This window comes from Bacillus sp. LR--39 (assembly GCF_053613335.1).
This window is the reverse complement of record NZ_JBSIOT010000629.1, coordinates 1-824: the sequence shown is the minus strand read 5'-3', so window position 1 is coordinate 824 and position 824 is coordinate 1. Positions and strand designations below refer to the sequence as shown.

General features: G+C 46.8%; 1 pseudogene. It reads right to left on the bottom strand.

The window, feature by feature from the left end:
* A pseudogene (lcfA, locus tag ACWHAR_RS25425) lies at positions 1-824 on the bottom strand (long-chain-fatty-acid--CoA ligase LcfA); the annotation flags it as partial.

The following is an 824-nucleotide window of genomic DNA, read 5'->3' as shown; positions in this document are numbered from 1 at the left end:
ATTTGATATGATGATTTTCGGTTTCTTCTTCAAGTAAACGCCTTCTTAAAATTTTTCCCACCGCCGTTTTCGGCAGCTCTTTTCTGAACTCATAGGCTTTGGGCACCTTATAGGGAGCTAGACGTGATCTTGCAAAAGTGTCCAGTTCTTCTGCATCGGCTTTTGCGCCTTTCTTTAATACGACAAATGCTTTTACTGTTTCTCCCCTGTAGGAATCGGGAACGCCTGCAACAACAATTTCCTGGATGGCTTCATGTTCATAAAGCGCTTCTTCTACCTCACGCGGGTAAATATTGTAACCGCCGGCAATGATGATATCCTTCTTCCTGTCAGCAATATAGAAAAAGCCTTCTTCATCCATATAGCCCATGTCCCCGGTGAACAGCCAGCCATCTCTCAGCACTGCGGCGGTTTCCTCTGGTTTATTCCAGTATCCTTTCATGACTTGCGGACCTTTTACAATGATTTCTCCATGCTCATACGGAGCGGCAAGCTCACCCGTCTCTTCAAAATAGATCGCAGCGTCCGTACTCGGCCAAGGACAGCCGATACTGCCCGGCTTGTTTTTTCCCCAGATAAAGTTAGCGTGAGTCACTGGAGATGCCTCAGACAAACCATAGCCTTCCACAAGCTTTCCGCCAGTCACCTTTTCAAATTTATGCTTTACCTCCACGGGGAGCGCGGCTGATCCGCTAAGACAGCTTTTAATGGATGACAGATCATAATGCTGCAATTCGGGGTGATGCAAAAGGCCAATGTAAATTGTCGGTGCGCCAGGAAAGAGCGTCGGTTTGTGTTTGTCGATGATTTTAAGTGTTTCGAGC